This window comes from Prescottella equi (assembly GCF_020171745.1).
GTDB lineage: Bacteria > Actinomycetota > Actinomycetes > Mycobacteriales > Mycobacteriaceae > Prescottella > Prescottella equi_A.
The window spans coordinates 113,189-128,092 of record NZ_JAIVAH010000025.1; the positions used below are offsets into that span (position 1 = coordinate 113,189).

Consider the following 14,904-nt stretch of genomic DNA (forward strand, 5'->3'; position numbering starts at 1 on the left):
ACCACACACGTATTACCGTGTGCCCGTGGCTTTGACAGACATCACACGCGCCTCGGTGCTGACGGCGATCGACGAGTACGACGCACTCGGCCAGGAGGCGTTCCTGGAGAAGTACGGCTTCAGTGTCGCTCGCATCTATCGCCTGTCGCACGACGGCCGGTGGTACGACTCGAAGGCGATCGTCGGCGTGGCGCACGGCTTCGCGACGGGAACGTTCTGGACCGGACGCGACTTCAGCGGTGGTGTGCGCACCGTGGTTCGAACTCTGAGCAATCTCGGGTTCGTCGTCGACTCCGCGCAGGCCCGCGCCCGGTGACCGGTGAGGAGCTACTGGCATCTCTGCACCAGATAAAGGTTCAGATCTACAAGGGCCAGCCGGCGCCGTATCAGTACGTGGTCCTGTTGTGGGCGATCGACCGGGCGCACATCGGCAAGCCCCGGATGCCCAGGTTCGGAGAGGTGCAGGACGAACTGAGGCGAGCGCTCGCCCCGTTCGCACTCGCCAAAACTCCACCGAATCCGGCCAATCCATGGGTGGCGCTCGGGCAGTCACCATGGTGGGAGCTCGAAGCCACGATCCCGTACAAGCTCGTCGCGAAGCACGATCTGGCCGCGGGTCTGAGCGTCGCCGCCTATGACCGCGTTCGCGACGACGCCGGGTTCGCCGGGCAGGCCGTCGAGAGCATCTCCCGGGTCATCGGCAATCATTCTGCGTATCCGACGCTATTGAAGGCGCTCTCGGTATCAGACCTTTAGGCCCTTTCTGAGCCGCCAGAACCTAGTAGCTACCCCCCGCCGATGATGAACACCACCACGAAAGGCTGCCCATGTCCTTGATCGCATGGCTCGACACGTCCGCGGACGAGGAACGCCAGATGCGTGAGCTCATCAAGATGCTCAGCGACTCGGACACCCTCGACGATCTCGGGATCGGCCAGATTCGGGACGCACTCGGAGACTTGCTGTTCCCGGGAATCTCGACGGTTCAGACTCGGGCGCGCTACCTGCTGTTCGTACCGTGGACCTATCAGCGCGCCTCCCGTCGACACGCAGGTGCCGAACTGGCCGCGCGTGCTGCGGACGAGGAACGTCGACTCGTGAGCATCCTGAACTCGCAGGGCGCGACCGACGGGCTGATCGGCCGCCGGGCCGGGGCCGCGGTGAAGGTACTGCCGTCGAGCATCTATTGGACCGGCTTGAAGACCTTCGGGATTCTGAGGTCGGACGTCCGCCCCTCCGGACTCCAGCAGGCCCACCGCGGCCGCGTGCACGACGATCATCCCGACGAGGCCGGCGCCGCCGATTGGTACTGCCCGCCAAAGGCTCCCGACGGCTACCCCAAGACGGTGCCCGGAGGTTTCGACCTGACCGCCACCGAGGCGGCGTGGTTGCGGGAACAGATGGCAACCGCGAAACCGCACCCCCAGTTCGAGCACTCCCTGCTGTCGCACCTACTCCGGAAGGGTGACGCTCCGGATGCCGAGTGGTCGGCGCCGTGGGACGTCGACGATCTCGCCGCGGCCCCGGCTGAGCTGCGTGACCTCGTCCACCACGCCGAGATGTTCTCGTTGGTGCTCCAGGGTGCCCGGCTGCTCTACAACCTGATGCTGGCCGAACGGTACGAAGAACTCGGGTTCACCTCACTCGATGCCCCGGTCGACTACTACCGCGAGGAGCTCGACGAGTGGGCCGTGGAGTGCGAGGCACGCCGCGGCGAGGTCGCCGCGTGGCAGGTGAGCGACGTGTGGCCGCTGGTCGCGCTGAAGGCACCGCGCATATCCCCTGCCACAACACAGTTCGTCGAAAGCTGGGTCAATGCAGTCCAGTCACAGGACTGCCACACCCTCGCGACCAACCCCGCACTGCGGCGGCTGGTGTCAGATCGCGAGTTCCAGAACAAGCGCGGGCAGTCGCGCCTGCGCAACGACAAACTGCTTGCCACGTGGCGAGGCGCGTCCGGGACGACACCTTTGGTGTACCGGTGGTTCCAGGCGCGTCGGATCGTCACCGATATCTTCGAGGGGCTGGGCCGTGCTGACTCCTGACAACCGTGCGACTTTCCTCGAACAGCTGCGGCCCGGCGCGGGTCGGCGACTCGACCACCTGGTGGGCACCACCTTCACCGTCGATCTCGAATCCGCGCTGCTGCCGCCGCTTGCCTTCGCCGAGTATGGGGATTCCCGCGACCCGCTCGCCATGCTCGCGGCGGTGCACTCGAGCATCACGAACATCGACCTGTTCCACCAGTGCGGTCAGGTGAAGGTGCCCTCCACGCCGTCAGCACTGATGGAATTCCTGGCGCCGTCACTGCACGCGGTTCACCCACCCCGCGGCGGATTGTTCCACCCGAAGCTCTGGCTGGCTCGATACGTCGACGAGGACGGGGAACCGTTGTACCGGCTGCTGATCCAAAGCCGCAACCTCACGCCCGACGCCTCCTGGGATCTCGTCGCGGCCTTCGACGGCTGGCACGGCAACCGCCGCGAAAAGGCGAACACACCCCTCCGCAACCTCCTCCACTACCTCGCCGCCGACGGCACAACCGTGTCCCCGCTCGACGCCGATCGGGTCGAGCGCATCAATGCGCTGGCCGACGCAATTCGCTATGCGCAGTGGGAACTGCCGGACGACGCAAAGTCTCTCGACTTCCACGTCCTCGGAGTGCCGGGTCACAAGACGAGGCTCGACTTCTCCGGCACCCGCCAGCTTGTCGTCTCCCCGTTCCTCACCGACGACGGTCTCAATGTGTGCTCGGCGGACATCAAGCGGCTGACGGTGGTGAGCCGCCCGGAGGCTTTCGATCAGCTCGACCCCGAACGGGCTCAGTTCATCGATCAGGCCTACATCCTCGACCCCAATGCGGGAATCCCCGACCCGGATAGCACCGGTTCGGTCCTGTCAGGCCTGCACGCCAAGGCCTACGTGGTCGAGTACGCGAACCAGACTCGCCTGTTCCTGGGCTCCGCGAACGCCACGGGCCCCGCTTTCACACGCAACGTGGAGATTCTCGTCGAGATGACGGTGCGCAGCACGGCATTCGGAATCGACACCTTGCTCGGCGACAAGGGGATGGCCCCGATCCTGAACCCTTACCCCGCCGAGGGTGGCGCCGCGCCGGATCTGGACGAGGACGCGAAGAAGGAACTGGCGAACGTTCTGCGCGCCCTGGCCGCCGTCCCGATCACCGCCACGGTGGTAGCCGACGCCGACCGCTTCGATCTACTCCTGGGCACCGACCGGCCGCTCGACATGCCCGACGGTTTCGCCCTCGCGATCGGGCTGTCTACCCGCCCGGGCAACAACGTCCGGATCGACACCGGCACCGATCTCGACCATCGCATCCGGCGGCTCGCCCTGGTGGAAATCACTCCGTTCGTGACGCTGACGGTCACCTCGCCCGAGGGCCTCGTCGCTTCGACGGTGGTCGTCGCCACCCTCGTCGGCGACCCGCCGGAGCGTCTCGACGAGGTCATCGCCGCGCAGCTGAAGTCCCCCGAGGACTTCCTGAAGCTGATCGCGCTGCTGCTATCGGTGCAGGGCATCCACGGCGGCACGGGAACTTCGTGGTCGGCCGCGGCTTCGGGCGGTGCTACCGGGGATGCAGCCTCGGGAGTCCTCGAGGTGCTGCTGCAGGCACTGGCGCGCGGGGACGGAGATCTGGAGGCGATCGGACGGATCGTGGACCGCCTCGACGGCCGGAATGTGCTCCCGGATGGTTTCAGCGAACTGTGGCGCGCCGTCGAGGATGCCTCGAAGGCCTTGCAGGAAGGAGCCACCCGATGAGCACGGGATTCGACGCGGACGCGATCGTCGCCGGCCTTCGCCCGTTCCAGCAGCACACCGTCGAGCACGTCGTCGACCGGTTCTACGGTCCAGATGGGTGCAGTCGCTTCCTGGTGGCCGACGAGACCGGGCTCGGTAAGAGCATGGTCGCCCGGGGTGTCATTGCCCGAGCCATCGAACACCTCGAGGACGACGCCGCCATCGACCGGATCGATGTGCTCTACGTGTGCTCCAACATCGACCTCGCCCGCCAGAACCTGCGCCGGCTGAACGTCACCGGCGGGGCCGACGTCCCGATGCCGGGCCGCCTCGGCCTGCTCGCGGTCCACAGCGGAAACCTCAAGCACCGCAGCGACAACGGCCGCAAGCCCATCAATCTGGTATCCCTGACGCCGGGCACGTCGTTCGAGAAGGGCCACCAGACCGGCCGCCGCGACGAACGGGCCCTGCTCTTCTGGCTCCTCGACCGGCACCTGAACATGACGCGACGACAACGGAACGCGGCATTGAACCTCCTCCGCGGCCAGGTCGACGCGACACGTTTCCCCGGCGACGTCTCCAACTTCATCTCCGCCAACACCGACCGCCTGGACCTCGGCATCGAGCAGCGGTTCGTCGCCGCGATTCGGACACGCGTCAACGGCACGACCCTGCTCGACGAGTTCACCGACCTGCTCCCCAGCCGGATCCCGGGCGTCAGGCCTCCCAAGCCCGACCCCGACATGGTCAAAGACCTCGTCGGCCGGCTTCGCACCGCACTCGCACACGCCGGTGTCGAGGCGCTCGAGCCGGATCTGATCATCCTCGACGAGTTCCAGCGTTTCACCGATCTGCTCGATACGAAGACGGACGCCGGCAAGCTCGCGGAGCAGCTCTTCGGCTACCCGGACGCCCGAGTTCTGTTGCTCTCTGCCACGCCGTACAAGCCGTTGACGCTGGCGGCGGAGACCGAGCCGGGTCAGTCTCACCAGGACCAGTTCCTGTGCACCGTGAACTTCCTCGCGAAGGGTGCCCGCCCCGGGCTAACGGAGGAGGTGACCGAACAGCTCAATCTGTTCCGGTCCTCGATCGTCGGCCGCACCGACGCCCGTCCCGCCGTCGACGCATTGGAGAAGCTGCTGCTGGATGTGATGTGCCGCACCGAGCGGCCAACCACCGAGGCCCGCAACATGGTGGACGAGCGTGCGGTTCTCGTGGACGGGGTCACCGCCACCGATCTGCTGGACTACGTCGCGCTCGAGGAAGTCTCGGCCCTCGCCGACGCACGACTAAACGTCGACTACTGGAAGTCGGTGCCGCTCTTCGCGAACTTCATGGATACCTACCAACTGGGCCGCAAGCTCGCCGACGCGTTGACCGGCGAGGACGGCGAGGCCGCCCGCGACGCGATCGGCCGGCTGACCCGACTCGACCCGGATGCGGTGCGGCGCTTCGAATCGCTGTCGCCCGGTAACCCCCGATTCCGTCGCCTCGCCGGGGACGCGGCGGGCTGGGAGCAGTTGCTGTGGGTGCCGCCGAGCCTGCCGTACCTCGTTCCCGGCGGGGTGTTCGCCGACCCGGCGATCGAGTCGATGACGAAGAAGCTCGTTTTCTCGGCGTGGTCGTCGACGCCGCCCGCGGTGGCGTCGCTGCTCAGCTACGACGCGGATCGCCGGATTGCCGAGACCACGACCAAGGCGTCGGACCGATCCCAGAACCTGGAGCAGATTGGTGCTCGCCTGTTCGGCGACGACGAGTCGCCGGTGGTCCCGCCCCGCCTGGACTTCCGGGTGCGGGACGGCCGAGCCGAGCGGATGACGGCGCTGGCGCTGTTCTGGCCGATGCCGCATCTTGCCGAGCGGTCAGATCCACTCGCCGCGGCCCGCGGCGTTCGCGCGGTCGTGAGTGCAGCCGACGCCGAGGCGCAGGTGGCCGCATCGCTGCGGGACGACCTGCAGGGCGTGCCGACGAACAATGCCAGCGAGCATCAGCATCAGTACTGGGCGTGGCCGCTGTCGCAGGAGCCGGGTCTGACCAACCTGTTGACATCGATTTCGCCGGCGGACCTCGCCGGCGCGCTGCACGGCCACGACCCGTCGGAGGATGAGGGCACCCAGCTCCGCCCGTATCTCAGCGAACTCCGGAACCTGACCGCCGATGGCCCCACGCACATTCCCGCAGATCTCGCCGCGGTGACCGCGCAGCTGGGCATGCACTCGCCCGCGAACTGCGCCTGGCGCGCGCTCGGCCGGCTCGGGCTCCCCTCGACAGCCACCGAGGAGGGGCGGTGGCTCGCGGCAGCGGTGGTGGCGTCCGGGCTGCGGAGCACGTTCAACCGCTGGCAGTCGATCCTGCTGCTCGACCGCGAGTATCCGGAGGGGTCGTACTGGCAGAAGGTGCTGCGCTATTGCGCCGACGGCAACCTTCAGGCACTGCTCGACGAGTACCTCTTCCACCTCGCCACCGACCTCGGTTTGCAGTCAGTGGACGACAACGGCCTGCGCGTCCTCGCGGAGACTGCCGCGCAGGCGATGTCGCTGCGGCCCGCGCGATACCAGGCGACGGACCCGCTCGGCGAGCATCCGCCGATCCGGTTCCCGGCGCGGTTCGCGATGCAGTACGGCTCGAAGGCCACCGACGAGTCCTTCCGCCCGTCCGACATCCGCAAGTCGTTCAACAGCCCGTTCTGGCCGTTCGTGCTGGTATCCACGAGCGCGGGTCAGGAGGGTATCGACTTCCACCCGTGGTGCCACAACGTCGCGCACTGGAACACCCCGAGCAATCCGGTCGACTTCGAGCAGCGTGACGGTCGGGTGAACCGCTTCCGCGGCCACGCGGTGCGCCGCAACATCGTCGCCGCCCACGCCACGGAGATCCTCGGGTCCGCGGAGGCCAGCCCGTGGGCCGCCGCGTACGGGCTCCCAGAACCGGGCCTGGACGGTCTCATCCCCGACTGGATCCATCCCGGGCCACACAAAGTGATCCGTGACGTCATGCCCTACCGACTGAGCCGCGACACGCGCCGGCTCGAACGAATCAAGTCGGATGTTGCTCGCTATCGACTCGCCTTCGGGCAGCCGCGGCAGGAGGACTTGATGGCTCTGCTCGAAGCGGACAGGGTCGACGACGAGAGCGCCGCGAACCTGCGACTTAACTTGCGCCCACCGAGCTGAGTCAATCTATTCGATTCGCTGACGTTTCCGGCTCAGAGTTCATTGGCACGGAAATGAACCATTACTTCCCGTGCTCAGCGCTGAAGTTGGTGGCCTGCAGGCCGAACACCGTTTGTAGGAGACCGACTGCACTCGGCATTTTCCTTGCCACGACGCCGGTTCCAGCTGTACCACGACGCCACCGAAACGATTGTCGAGGCCAGCACCATCACGATCACGACGATCCCTGGCGTGGGTGCAGAACCGACCAGCCACCCGCGATCCGCGAGCAGCGCCCGCTGCCATTCGGACGGTTCCGGTGTACTCGCCGCGAATCCGTCGACAAGTCCGTCCAGCACACTGGCCGGCGGTACCAGGGCGAGAACGCCCGCACCAACGACGCCGATACACGCTGGCACGCCGATCCATCCGAGCAGCCGATTCGGAAGCGCCTGCCCGCAGTCGTGGACGACCAAAACGAGGCCAAGTGCGTAACCGGCGACCGCGCCGAGGGTGGACACGTTCACGAAGGTGGCGACGGTGAAGGCCGAGTCCGCCACCTCTGAACCCAACGACATCTCATTCGTCGCGCCTTGTTGCGAGTATCGGTGCCAGAAGAACCCTGCGGTGGCCACGAGGAAGCCGATCGTCGCGCCGCCACCGCTACACCCAGCGAGCCTCGCGACGCTTGCACGTATCCGTGGCCGCCCGTGCAGGGCACCGATCAGAACCCACGCGAGGACCGCCGGGATCGTCACCGAGAACAGAATGGTGAGGCCGTACAGGACCGCGTACTGACGCATCATGTCCGACACAACACCCCGAGAGATCATCAATTCGACGGACACACCCCCTAGCAGGACCGCGAAGCAGCCCCCGCCCAATAGCCACCGGCCACCCCGCGGGCCGTACCAGCTGGGCTCGGATAACCCGCTTCCGACGGTCCATGCCGCATCCCAGGCCTCCTTAGCTCGGTTCAGTCCCGCCAGTGCGGCCCGCCGAACGGCGGACGAAAGGGTGAGACCATCCCCAGACTGCCGCACCCGGCGCCCGATAGCGGCGGCAATTCTGCCGATCGCGAGGCCCGTCAGTACAAGCAGTATGAATGCCCACAACACGGTGAGCACCAGCGAGATCGGAGCATCACCCCACCACCCCAAACCGACAAGTAGGGTGAATGCAATGACGCTCGCGCTGTAGCAGGCATCTTTTGCCGCTCTCAGGCGCGGCCGCCACGCGAGCCGCCCATCGAATGCCCTCGACAGCCGAGTGACCAGGAACGCCCCACCTACTGAGCCTGCTCCAAGCACAATCATCGTCTTGAATGCGGTGGAAACCCAGGTGGAGATCCTGTCACCTGCGGCGAACACGACGTCGATTGCAGCTTCCCCCAAACGCATAGTGTTCCCACCCCGTTTCGTCACAATCCCGCCAAACCGCACCCTGCCACGTGACACTGACAAACCAACACTCTCTGGCAACGGCCGCAACCGTTGCCAGTGTTTTCTGGAGTACGCAACGTCGTTCGGCTGCCGTCGATATCTGCGAGCGAGTGCGGTGACATCGGCCGTTGACCGCCACAACGGGACCGATGGAGACACCGACTCCGAAGAAGCCACGATCCCGTGCATCTTCTTACAAGCTAGACATCCCTCTGTGGGCAGGAACCGTATGACAACTACACGGCCGAGCGGTGGTTCGTAAGCCAGAAGTGGTACCGCGCCCCTCCACTCACCAGACTATTCGGCTATCGAATCTGATGATTCGTCCGCGAGAGCGACGGCAGCGGCCCACCCGCGGGCCGCCGGATCAGCCGATTACGCTCAACCCCGAGGCCAAATAGTTGGATCCTCAACTCACGAAGTCCGGACCCACCGGGGTGAGTGATGCGCTGAGGGAGAGGTACGAATTTGTTTGATCAGCACGCGGACGACGATGATCTGGTTCGCAGGGCGGTGAACCTGTTCACCTTCCTCGGGCGAACTCAGCAGCTCCTGGTCAAGCCTGTACGCACCGTCGACGGCTTCGAAGAGGTCGTCTGGTTCAGCGAATTGCCAACCCACCTCGCTGTTCGGAGTCGCCATGGACAGGCGAACCTCGAGACCGACGAACCTCTCCTTGAGATCGACCGCGTCCCCAGTATGGACCCGCCGGTAGTGCCCGGATTGTTGGGCGAGTGGGTTACGGGGTCCGTCAAGGATATCGACCAGCAACCGGTTCTGCGTGAAGAAATCTTCACTGACGAACCATCGCCGGACGGTGAGATCCGTCGACGGCGTGTCCTGCTCGAAGAGGCCGATGGCGTCTCGGAGGCATTCGAACAGTGGCTCACGGCGTGGCGCGCCTGGGCCGATCGTGAACGTGAAGATGTGATAGCGCGTGACCTCTACAAGGAGCTCTTCGCACTGCATCTGAAGTCGACCGACCACAGCGAGGAGTTCGAACTCGTCGTGGGTGTCGGATGCATCGCATGGCGCCCTGAAGGTCACGCGCAGGTCCAACGACACATCGCCACAGCGCAGGTCGCGATCACCTATGACGACTCATCAGGAACACTGACCGTGCGTCAGGTGCCGTCACCCCAGTCTGTCGTTATCGAACTCGACATGCTCGACCCGAGCCTGGTTTCAGCCCCCGCCGCGATTGACGAGATCAGAGAATCCGCCGCCGCGTACACGGCTCACGTACTCGACGCGGAGGCAATCGGCGACATCTGTCGGCGGCTCATCTTCCGGCTCGATCCTGACGCGGCGTACGACGACGTACTCGAGGCGCCGACCGGCGCCGACCCTCGCGGCGCTTTTGCGCCTGCACTGATATTGCGCCGGCGTACCAATCGCGGGCTTGTTCAGATTTACGAACAGATCACGGCACAGATTCTTGAGAGCGATGAGGTTCCCAGTGGGCTGTTGCCGCTCATCGACCCCGACCGCCAACCGGCGGCGACGGCAAACACGGCACCGGGCGCGGCCGTCACCATCGACGAGGAGGATTTCCTTCCGCTACCCGTCAACGAGGCACAGCGCCGCATCATCGACCGCGTCGATGCGACGGCGCAAACTGTGGTGCAGGGGCCGCCGGGGACCGGAAAGACACATACCGCTGCCGCGCTCGTCTCGCACCTCCTCGCGCAGGGAAAACGTGTGCTGATCACGGCCCATACGGACCGTGCCCTGCGTGAGGTCCGCGAAAAGCTGCCCCGCGAGATCCGCTCGCTCGCCGTGGCGGTGATCGGTCAGTCACGTTCGGACATGGCAGATCTGCGCACCGCCGTCGAAAACATCTCGCGGCGAGCTGACGAGTTCGAATCCGCCGAATCTGCGCGATCGATCGAGCAACACCATGCGAGGCTTGACCAGTTGCGCCGCCAACGTGCTGAGACCCGAGCCCGGCTGGTCGAAGTTCGGGAGATGGAGACCGAGACTCGTACCGACGGGCCGGTGGAAGGCACCCTCGCAGCGATCGCGTACCGCAGCCTCCAGGATGAACTCCAGTTTGCGTGGATCCGCGAGTTCGATGTCGACCCCACGAACTGCGCTGACACCCTGTCGAACGTCGAGATCAATCGGTGGCGGACCATCCTTCTCGATCGCGACGTCAGTGACCACCAGGCGGAGGCGGCCAAGCCGTTGCCATCCCTGACGGTCGTACCAACCTCGGATGCATTCACGACGATGGTGCTTCGCGAGCAACACGCCGTGTCGGCCCGAGAGCAGTTCGGTTCACTGCTGTCGCACGAGTCGTTCGACTTTGTCCGGTCTCTCGATCCCGCACTACGGAACGAGTTGCGAGCAAGAGCGTGCTCGCTCTCCGAACGCGCTGAGTCGCTGGAGCAGCGGCAAGAGGCCTGGATGAACGAAGCCTTGCGTGACGTTCGCAGTGGTCGGCAGCAGACTTGGGTCGAGCGATCACGTCAGATCAAGGCCTTGGTGGCGAGTGTTTCGCCGATTCTCGAACGATTCGGGCCAACGACCACCGTGGTCGTTGCCGGCGATAGCAGTGTGCAGCAACAGGTCGCGAGGACACTTCTGACGTTTCTGCAGTCGGGCGGGAAGATCAAGGTCAATCCGGATGGATCACCCAAGATTGGCGCGTTCACGTCGAAGACGATCAAGCAGAGTGACGGATTCTTCACGCACGTCAAGGTCAACGGTGTGCCCGCAACGACCACAGACCAATTGACGATTGTTGTCGATTGGGTCGATGCCAATCGCGCCATCATGGCAATGGACCAGGCCTGGCCAATTTCGGTGATCATCCCAGAGGAAGACACTTTCGGAGAACGAGTCCAGTGGCATCGAACCGAAGTCGAACAACTCGACAAGGTCCTTGCTCTCGGCGACCAGGTCGAAGCCGACCGGGAGTGGTTCCAGAGACATTCACTTCCAGTTCCCAACTGGAATGACCTCGACGAGATCCGTCGTTACGCAACTCTCGTCGAGGCCGCGGCGGCCAGCGACGAGGTTGCGGCTGCATCGCATCCCATCGAGCTTCTCGTCGACGAGATCTGCGGTGGCCGACCGCGACCCAATCTCGAACCGGTCACCGCCAAAATCGTACGCATGATGTCCGAGCGAGACCTCAGCGGCTTCAATGCCGCGCGAGTCAAACTCGAGCACCTTCACAGCGTTGCTGACGCTGTTGCCGAGCGGGAGAAGTTGGCGGCGGTGCTCACGAAGTCCGCTCCAGCGCTCGCGGCGGCCGTTATCGCAGATCCTGGCGCATCCGACTGGGATGAACGACTCGGCAGCTACGAGGAAGCGTGGCGCTGGGAAATGACCAACCGCTGGATCCTGGCCCAGGACGATGAGGACGTCAACGTTCTCAAGGCGAAGCTGAGCGACATCGATCATCAGATCCGGAACGAGGTGGAGCGACTTGCCGCCGAGCGGGCTTGGGCCCATGCGGTGGCACCGGGAAGGCTGACCGGAAGCGCGCGAGCCAATCTCACTCAGTACGCCCAACTGGTCGCATCTCTCGGGAAGGGCACCGGTAAGTACGCGGCGAAGAAGCGAGTCGAGATCACGGAGGCGATGGACCGGTGCCGGCCATCGGTTCCGGTCTGGATCATGCCGATCTATCGCATCGCGGAACAACTTCGCGTCCAGCCCGACTTGTTTGACGTCGTCATCGTGGATGAAGCGTCGCAGGCGGGCCTGGAGGCCTCGTTCCTGCAGTATCTCGCGCCGAAGATCGTCGTTATCGGTGACGACAAGCAGGTCTCGCCGTCGGCGGTGGGAGTCGATCAGCAGCAGCTTCGCGATCTCGCCAATCAGTACCTCGCGAACGACCCATACCGTGCATCATGGGTGGACCCTAAGCGCAGCTACTTCGATGAGGCGTCGATGCGGTTCGGTGGTCGAATCACTCTTGTCGAACACAGGCGGTGCGTCCCGGAGATTATCGGATTCTCCAATCGCGTTGCATACGAACCTGAAGGAATCAGACTGGTCCCGGTTCGACAGTTCGGGGCCGAACGACTGGCGCCGATTCGGGTCGTCCACCTCAGGGACGGGTACGAGGCCGACAACAAGACGAACCCAGTCGAAGCAGATGCGATCGTCGAACAGATCCAAAAGTGCTTGGCGGAACCACAATACGATGGCAGGACCATCGGCGTGATCTCATTGCTGGGCAAGGAGCAAGCTCGGCTTATCGAAAACAAGCTGCTCGACGCGGTTCCGCCGGAGGAGTGGACGGCACGCGACTTGCGATGCGGCGATGCGTCCGACTTCCAGGGATCCGAACGCGACGTCATGTTTCTGTCGATGGTCAAGGCCCGGTCCGAGAATCGTCGATTGACCGCGCTGACGGCCATCCAGTATGTGCAGCGATACAACGTCGCTGCGTCCCGCGCAAAGGATCAGATGTGGGTCTACCACTCGATGGCGAGAGAGGATCTCACCAATCCCGAGGACATGCGCTACCAGTTGCTCGACTACTGCTACGGGGTGGCCAACCGGGTATCGGGCGATACGAACGGCCCTTCGCTCGGCGTTGTCCCCGAGGATGTTCCTGTTGCTCCATTCGATTCGCTTTTCGAGCAGCGGGTGTACAACCGCATCGTCGACCGCGGATATACGGTGCACGCCCAGTACCCCGCACTGGGCTACAACATTGACCTTGTCATCATCGGAGCCAAGGGAAAGCTCGCAGTCGAGTGCGATGGTGACTTCTGGCACGGCCCAGATGCTTACGCAGCTGACCTGGCGCGCCAACGAGAACTGGAACGCTGTGGTTGGGAGTTCTTCCGAATCCGTGAATCGATCTTCTACGCCGACATGGCATCGACACTGAAGAAGCTGTGGAAAACACTCGACGAACTCGACATACGAACCGCCGATTGGATCGACTTAAGCTTCGACGAGGACGTCTCCGACGAGATTGCCGAGGCAATCGACGACCTTCTGGTCGACGAGGCAATCGCTGACATCGCCCATACCGGCGAGACGTTGAGCGAACTGAACTTAGTCATCGACGCCAACTCGCATGAGGTTGCCGAGAATGCGCCTGAGCTGGATGCGGATCTAGATGGGTCGCCTCGTGAGCGATACCGTGCCGCGGCGTCGAGCGACGTCGAGCCTGCGTTGCTCGATCAAGTCGGCGTGGAGAATCGCACTGGCGCGGCTTCCGCACTGGCCGATGTACGTGGCTCGGAAGCCGGTGTTCAGGTCCTGCGTGAAATCGAAGCGACTGCTGAGTCGGTGCTGCTGCCCTACCGCTCCTTCGAGGAGTCCCTCCCTCCTGTCAATCAGTCGTCGCTCACTGAGATGGAGGAAAACATTGTCAAGATTGTGACGACCGAGGGGCCGGTGCTCGGCCATCGAATCCACAACGCATATCGAGACGCCTACGGCGGCCAACGGGTAGGGAAGGAGATTGCCAGGCTACTCAACCGTGCAATATCGAACGCGGAGCGCGACGGCCATATCACTTCAGACAATCCGCTGAATGAGAGTGGCATCAAGCCACGAACGTTCCGACTGCCGAGTCAACCGCTCGTCTCGCCAAGGGAGTTGGGTTCCCGCAGCCTCGATCTCGTACCTCCGGGTGAACTTGGGTACCACCTCTCCGACCTGGCTGCGACTGGCGATCTGCAATCTGAGGACGAGCTCTTTCGTGCAGTATTGGCGCGACTGGGATTGGTCCGCCTGACCGAGAATGCACGGTCAGTATTGAACGCTGCGATGGCAGCTGTGCCAAACGCCCGTCAAGTGCCATCTCCGGTCGAGAAGTGAGCGGCCCCCTCCGGGGCTGTCTCGACACCTCTCGGCCGGGACCGACGCAGCGACATCGAGCGACCCGGTCAACGCGCTGCACGTCTTAGGCTGTCGGTGTCGCTGCGAAGCGGGGTATCCGGACCGTCGCCGTGAGGGCCCCCACCACGGACCATGTCGATCAACTCACGGTCGACATGGTCACGGAGGCGCCCGTGCTGTCATCGAGCTGGCGCGGCGCACTCGCTGCAGACACCGCCGTTTGTCTCGACGGCGCTTGGGCCAAGGTTCGTCCAAACACAGAGCGGCTTCGCCGGTGCAGGCGACCGTGGGTCACACGCACCTTTCCGCATCGTTCCGCAGAATCTGACGGTGGCGCCGGTTGTCGATCTCGGTGTCATGCGCAGGGCCTCTGTGGTGTCCACATTCGATTGGAGTTGAGCTAGTTCGCGTCAGGAGTGCGACTACTCGCGGCAGGCGACTCCGAGTAGCTCGAGGACTCCGCGCTGCGGCAGCCGCTGTCATTCGATTGCCCGACATTGCGGCGTGTCGTGCAGTGATTACAACGTTTCGGGCGGTCGGCCAGTACCGAATGGCGTGGTGTCGCGATCCGCAGTGCTGCGCACGTTGTCACGCCCGCAAGCAGGAGCCCCCCGTTGCCATACCAGCTCGACCACCGCCTCGTGATCGGGACAAGTTGCGCGACGCGCTTCGCCACGTCGCGCTGACCCGCAGCGGGCTCGCTGGGTGGGATAGCGTCACCCAGCGAGCCC

General features: G+C 64.4%; 7 protein-coding genes. 6 read left to right on the forward strand and 1 reads right to left on the reverse strand.

Translation table 11 applies throughout. The features are described 5' to 3' along the window. Positions 1-25: 25 nt before the first annotated feature. The 5 genes from LCL87_RS21035 (at position 26) to LCL87_RS21055 (ending at position 6,935) form a co-directional block, all read left to right on the forward strand. Entirely contained in the window at positions 26-316 is a 291-nt protein-coding gene (locus LCL87_RS21035) for a ScoMcrA-related endonuclease (protein WP_225023383.1), read from the forward strand. Next, complete coding sequence (locus LCL87_RS21040; RefSeq protein WP_225023384.1) at positions 313-756, forward strand: phosphorothioated DNA-binding restriction endonuclease family protein; 444 nt, start codon at positions 313-315, stop codon at positions 754-756. The genes LCL87_RS21035 and LCL87_RS21040 overlap by 4 nt, the downstream gene beginning before the upstream one ends. 71 nt (positions 757-827) lie before the next feature. Beyond that, a complete protein-coding gene (locus tag LCL87_RS21045) occupies positions 828-2,045 on the forward strand; it encodes a DUF6361 family protein (protein ID WP_225023385.1) in 1,218 nt (405 codons plus the stop codon). Further along, positions 2,032-3,783, forward strand: coding sequence for a phospholipase D family protein (locus LCL87_RS21050; protein WP_225023386.1), 1,752 nt, complete (start codon positions 2,032-2,034; stop codon positions 3,781-3,783). The genes LCL87_RS21045 and LCL87_RS21050 overlap by 14 nt, the downstream gene beginning before the upstream one ends. Beyond that, on the forward strand, positions 3,780-6,935 hold the full coding sequence (locus LCL87_RS21055) for a helicase-related protein (protein WP_225023387.1): 3,156 nt from the start codon (positions 3,780-3,782) through the stop codon (positions 6,933-6,935). The genes LCL87_RS21050 and LCL87_RS21055 overlap by 4 nt, the downstream gene beginning before the upstream one ends. A 74-nt stretch (positions 6,936-7,009) precedes the next feature. Here LCL87_RS21055 and LCL87_RS21060 read toward each other — a convergent pair whose 3' ends face one another. Further along, entirely contained in the window at positions 7,010-8,314 is a 1,305-nt protein-coding gene (locus LCL87_RS21060; RefSeq protein WP_225023388.1) for a hypothetical protein, read from the reverse strand. A 510-nt stretch (positions 8,315-8,824) separates the two neighbouring features. On the opposite strand from LCL87_RS21060, the gene LCL87_RS21065 reads away from it, so the two are divergent. Further along, positions 8,825-14,152, forward strand: a complete 5,328-nt coding sequence (locus LCL87_RS21065) for a PDDEXK-like endonuclease domain-containing protein (protein ID WP_225023389.1) — start codon at positions 8,825-8,827, stop codon at positions 14,150-14,152. Positions 14,153-14,904 lie beyond the last annotated feature (752 nt).

Bases quoted from the DNA above. Each gene is read 5' to 3' on its own strand.
- LCL87_RS21055 (WP_225023387.1), top strand. From the start codon at position 3,780: ATGAGCACGGGATTCGACGCGGACGCGATCGTCGCCGGCCTTCGCCCG.
- LCL87_RS21045 (WP_225023385.1), top strand. From the start codon at position 828: ATGTCCTTGATCGCATGGCTCGACACGTCCGCGGACGAGGAACGCCAG.
- LCL87_RS21060 (WP_225023388.1), bottom strand. From the start codon at position 8,314: ATGCGTTTGGGGGAAGCTGCAATCGACGTCGTGTTCGCCGCAGGTGAC.